5 protein-coding genes are annotated in these 5,034 nt (G+C 47.4%); all 5 read right to left on the bottom strand.

Annotated elements, in window-relative coordinates; genetic code table 11:
* Nucleotides 1-235: 235 nt before the first annotated feature.
* The 5 genes from WH50_RS23450 to WH50_RS23430 all read right to left on the bottom strand — a co-directional run bounded on the left by WH50_RS23450 (nt 236) and on the right by WH50_RS23430 (nt 4,963).
* On the bottom strand, nt 236-1,864 hold the full coding sequence (locus tag WH50_RS23450) for a cryptochrome/deoxyribodipyrimidine photo-lyase family protein (protein ID WP_110189622.1): 1,629 nt from the start codon (nt 1,862-1,864) through the stop codon (nt 236-238).
* A gap of 223 nt (nt 1,865-2,087) precedes the next feature.
* Nucleotides 2,088-2,687 (bottom strand): hypothetical protein, encoded by a 600-nt coding sequence (locus WH50_RS23445; protein ID WP_110189621.1) that lies wholly within the window; start codon nt 2,685-2,687, stop codon nt 2,088-2,090.
* Nucleotides 2,688-2,809: 122 nt separating this feature from the next.
* On the bottom strand, nt 2,810-3,568 hold the full coding sequence (locus WH50_RS26210; protein WP_133251414.1) for a hypothetical protein: 759 nt from the start codon (nt 3,566-3,568) through the stop codon (nt 2,810-2,812).
* Nucleotides 3,569-3,627: 59 nt separating this feature from the next.
* Nucleotides 3,628-4,323 (bottom strand): toll/interleukin-1 receptor domain-containing protein, encoded by a 696-nt coding sequence (locus tag WH50_RS23435; RefSeq protein ID WP_110189619.1) that lies wholly within the window; start codon nt 4,321-4,323, stop codon nt 3,628-3,630.
* A 115-nt stretch (nt 4,324-4,438) separates the two neighbouring features.
* Entirely contained in the window at nt 4,439-4,963 is a 525-nt protein-coding gene (locus tag WH50_RS23430; RefSeq protein WP_110189618.1) for a hypothetical protein, read from the bottom strand.
* Nucleotides 4,964-5,034 lie beyond the last annotated feature (71 nt).

Genomic DNA, 5,034 nt, shown 5'->3' with positions numbered 1-5,034 from the left:
AAAGGGGCGCAGGCAGCAGGGGCAGACTTTTTCCGGCAAGTGGAGTTTCTTATGGGCCATCCGAGTGTTCTCAGGTTGCTTACTGGGGGGCTTAGCAGGCTGTTGAAAAACGTTATCGAGGCCGCCGAGACAAGGAAAAAACAGGCGAAAAAGCGGAGTTTAGTGAGCTAAATGAGCATTTTGAGCCTGTTTTTGACGCGGTATTCGGCAACGCAGATAGATTTTCAACGACCTGTTAGAACAGCGACAGCTGCCGCACATCCACTGACGACGTAGCATGCCGCTGGGCGGAACGGCGCCGACTACCGTGTTTTTCATAGACGCTGCGACTGGCTTGCCGGTGCTCACTGTGGTTATGGACCATCGCCAGACGCTGTCTGGCACGCTGGGCGGCGGCCTCATGATCAACCATTGGCTGCGGGTAATCGACACCCAGCTCAAGGCCATGGCGAAGCAGTTCTGCTCGGGCAATCAGGGCAGGGTGATGGCGCCAGCTGGCAGGTAAAGTGGCAAGTTCAGGGCAGAAGCGAGCGATAAAGTGGCCATGTGGATCCTGATCAAGCGACTGTTTGACGGGGTTATAGATGCGGTTGGGATTAATGCCGGTCACCCCGGATTGCATCTGTATCTGTGGGTAGTGAATGCCGGGCTCGTAATCGGTGAACAAGGTTGCCAGCAGTGGCGCAGTGCGTTGCCAGGGTAGCCACAGCAGGTAGCTGGCATAGCTCATCACCATGGCGCGCATACGAAACGGCAGCCAGCCCGTCTGTCGCAGGCAGCGCATGCAGGCATCAATCATCGGCTCGCCGGTCAGGCCGTGAAACCAGGCAGTGAGGCGCGGCTCCAGCTCACCTTCGCCATCGCGGTTTGCCCCCTCCGCCTGGGCCCGATACAGCCTGTTCTGTTCGACAAACTCCATTGCCGGTTCGGCTTCCAGCTTCTGCATAAAATGCGACTGCCAGTGCAGGCGGGAGATAAATGCCTGCAGATTACGTTTATGGCTGGCATCGTCAGCCTGCACCAAGGCGTACCGGGCAGAGGCCATCACCTCTCTGGCAGATAAACTGCCCCAGGCCAGATGAGGGCTAAGACGCGAACTGAAGGTAGCCCCTTGCAGTGGTCTGGCCAGATTTTGCAGGTAACGGTGACTGCGACTGGCAACAAAGGTATCCAATAACTGCAGACCCAGACTGCGCCCCCCGCGCTGAATCTGCTCACCGCTGATGCAGGTCATCGCTCGCACGCTGGGGTTCGCTATCAGAAAGTCGCCGCTGTAGCGAAGCAGGCTCAGACCAGTGTGGATATTGCTGATCTGATCCAGCGGCAGCTTGCGGACGTGTTCAGGCATGGGGATGGCCAGTGGTGGCACACCGGCGCAGGTCATATCGAAAAACTGCTGGCTGAACTGCTCGTAGTCATCGCGGTTGATCCCGCCGCGTCTGACGGCATGCTGGGGCGGCTCGAACCACTCAAGCCGGTGTTCGCGGCACCATGCCTGCACTAGCCGGTCACGCTGGAAGGTCCAGTCATTGCCGGTTTCCTGATGACTCCGCAGACCCTGAATTGCACAGTGGTGATGCAGCCAGTGCAGTGTGTCAGTGAGGGAGCCGAACGCTACCAGCAAGGAAGTCTCAGTGTGACTGCGCGACTGTATCTGTTGTGCCAGCTCGGCCAGACAGTCACGAATAAACAGCCAGTGACGATGGGCCATGTCTGGCTGGCGCCAGAGTTCAGGCTCAATGCAGTACAGCAACACCAGAGTGTGGCCGCGCTGCTGGCAGCGCTGTACCGCCTGCTGCAGCGGGGCATGATCCGTCAGCCGCAGGTCGCGCTTGAACCAGACTACTTCACAGCCGTTATCCATCGTTTTCCCCGGGAAAATCTTGTCCCTGCCTATACGGGGTGACACTGAGTCCAGATCAGACGAATAAAGATGTTTGGCTGCCAAATAACAGCAGGTCAATCGAAAGGCGTTTTATTCAAAAACGCCCGTGTATCGTTATTGGGTGATATTGGCTAACGCCCGCATTTGCGGCTGGTTTGGCGCGCAGCGGAAAACCAGTCCGATTACATGCGCCTGTTAAACATTACAGTTCAACGCTTGAAAGAATTTTAGATATTTCTTCCCTTGATCCGGTCTTTCCATCTTGGCGAGTACCTGCGCCGATCATGAAGAAGTAATCACCTCTTGGAACTATCCAAAGTTCTGACGTGGTGGGGAAAGTTCGACCGTCTGGAATAGCCAAAGAATAATTTATACGCATGTATGCAGCTGGTAATTTACCAACTGTTGTATCCGTTGGTGGTTGCACCAGATTAAAGTCTTGAAACATTTTTTGAAACTGAGGAAGTATAAGCCCAAGTATGTTCTTAGGGTCAGTTCCTTTTAATCGGCCCAATGGTTTTATATTGACTTTAAAACTTGGGTTCAGATCATCAAAAGGCTCAGGATATTTCATCATTGCGACTAATGGGGCTGTAGAGTATTTAAGCATTAGTTGCTGAAATTCTTCATCATTCATTTGAACCTTTTTAAGGTTTTCAAGATTCTCTTCCGTAGTGATAAACTGCCATTCATCTGGTTTTGTAACCTTGAACCCCACTGTCACACTTTTAAATACATTGGGCTCCTGCGCAAATACAGCAAATGAAAGTAACGAAATAATTAATGCCTGAATAATTCTCATAATTCCTCCTTGATGTGTAACGCCTACAACAGGGGCCAAACGGAGCGGAGCCAATTTGCGGTAAAGTGAGCAAAGCGAACCGCAAATTGGCGCAGCGTAGTTTGGTCCTTTGCTTGTGATTGTTAGGCATATTTCCGCTTTAGATATTCAGATCTGTATTTTAAAAGGTTAGATATTTTTTCCCTCCAGTCGATGGGCAATTTTGGCTCAAGCCAATCCACATCACCATACCAACTTGGAATTTTTAAATCATCCAAGCCACTCAGGCCATACATGTTTGTACCGTATAAATCTATATGCCTTTTAAAGAAGCAGGCTTTTATTGCGAGCATCGAATCAGTTGGCTTTGCATACCCTTTTGGAATCAAAACAACATTCGAAGCTGATGTAAAATGACCATACGGCTTTTTAGATATATCTACTTTTTTGAATAATTTTTCTTCAGACCTGCGTTCATCTTGCTTGTGTGAAAAAACATGAGCCAGTTCAAATTTTCCTAAACCGCTCGATTCCCACATACCATTTGAACCGCCTGAATATGGACGATCCGTCGATAAAAATGCCCAGATATGACGCGGAAATGTATTATCGTTTAGAATTGTCCCATCTACCGCATACACTTTATTTTTCCAGGAATCATTCTTTTCAAAATTAACAGGCCTTCGAAATCCTGGGAAAACACAATCAGAGTTTTCATAGAAGAAGGACTCCAATTCAAGCTTTGGAGAACAATATTTTTCGAATGTTTGTTTAAATCGCTTATTTTCTTCCTGTATGACAGAGACAATATCTGGGTGAATATGGTGAGTAACTTTTCCCAATAATAAAGTCAGCTCTCTTTCTGCAGAAATTGAATAATCTTCAAATAAGAAATTGCTCAAATACAGCTCCTATGAGTGGCTCCGCGTGCATTGGATTGTTAGAACTATACTGCACGGAATTATATAGCAACCAACTCAGCAATTTTTTCAGCTATCTCTGCCATTGAATCTTCCGAAGTGTCTAAGCCCGATCTTGATGCAAGCAAGGGACTTACATTACGAAGAGCTTCATATGTTGTATTGTGCACGATAGGAATGAGACGGTTACCTGCTAATAAAGCAGATAGCTCTTTATCAGCGACGCTTTCTTTTGGAAGGCGCTCCAACATTGCGGGAGTTACTAGGACAAGCCCCACCTTGGAATTTGCTAAGCCCTTGTCAATGGCTCGCATCATCGGAACGCCCAGCCCAAGATCTTTTTCACTGAACCAAACCTTTACACCGGCAGCTTCAAGTAAATCATTCAGTTCCTTAGCTGATTCTTTACGATCGGCCCATGCATGACATAAAAAAGCATCTCGAATATCAGGTTGGATAGCCGCCTTAACTTCAACTGCCTCTCTTATGGGTGTTAATGATTGAATTTGAGAAGTAGTGTAAGAAACTGACGAACTCGACTTAGACCAGCGAGGTTTTGAACTTCTGGAACTACTGCCACTACTATTAGAATAACTACTAGTGCCAGAGTACGATGAAGATGGAGTACTGTAGCCGCTATAGCCACCGTACCCACGACTTTTATAACGGCACGCGGGGCAATTTGCTGCAGCAGCAGCCGAACTATGCCCTCTTACTGGTGCGGTACATCTTGCCATGATGTTTTCTCCTTACTTGAATATAGTTCTAACGTTTGGTTAAGGGGCCGGCTTTAGCCGGTCCCGAGTGAGCGAAGCGAACGACTTGAACCACTAGTTAGAGCTGCGCCGGATCCTAGTTGGCTAAATTACTGATTTGCATTTTGAATGTGGCGCACACCGTTTCAAAGTCTTCTTGTAATTTAACAAAGTCTTTCGGGTTCAATTTGCTTTCTTTGGGGTCAGATAAAAATGGAACGATTTTACGCCTAGCGTCGTCGACTTTTTTGTGCTCGGATGCAATTTCAGGGAAATAGACATTCATTAGCATTTTTAATTTCTGAAAGTCGCCAGGTGCGAACATCGCTGAATCCTTAGTTAGTTCCATAACACTTTTGTAATCAAGATTTCCACAATAGCAGCGAAGATGCATTAAGTATATATTTGAAAAGTTCGTTTCCCACTTCTCAAAAAGAAGATATATATCTTCGATTTTTTGTATTTTCCGTTCTTCATTTTTTTGCTGAACTTGAGCGTCGATATTTATCTTTGCGAGTTTTAAGTTGAAGCGACTTGTAATAAGAACAGCACACAGTGTCGAGATTGCTGTTATAGCGCCGCCAATAATTATCGCAATATCTTTAATTTCAATCTCGATCACAGTGTGTCCTTGGTTCTAACAGTGTGTTAATGAGGTCTTCGACCTCATAGCAATTATTAAAAGGTATACCT

Origin of the sequence: Pokkaliibacter plantistimulans (assembly GCF_003194385.1) — a bacterium.
Classification (GTDB): domain Bacteria; phylum Pseudomonadota; class Gammaproteobacteria; order Pseudomonadales; family Balneatricaceae; genus Pokkaliibacter; species Pokkaliibacter plantistimulans.
Note: the sequence above shows the minus strand (reverse complement) of the source record. Positions and strands in the feature narration are given on the sequence as shown.

Excerpts from the sequence above, each read along its gene's own strand:
- WH50_RS23435 (WP_110189619.1), bottom strand. The coding sequence starts at position 4,323 with ATGGCAAGATGTACCGCACCAGTAAGAGGGCATAGTTCGGCTGCTGCT.
- WH50_RS23445 (WP_110189621.1), bottom strand. The coding sequence starts at position 2,687 with ATGAGAATTATTCAGGCATTAATTATTTCGTTACTTTCATTTGCTGTA.
- WH50_RS23450 (WP_110189622.1), bottom strand. The coding sequence starts at position 1,864 with ATGGATAACGGCTGTGAAGTAGTCTGGTTCAAGCGCGACCTGCGGCTG.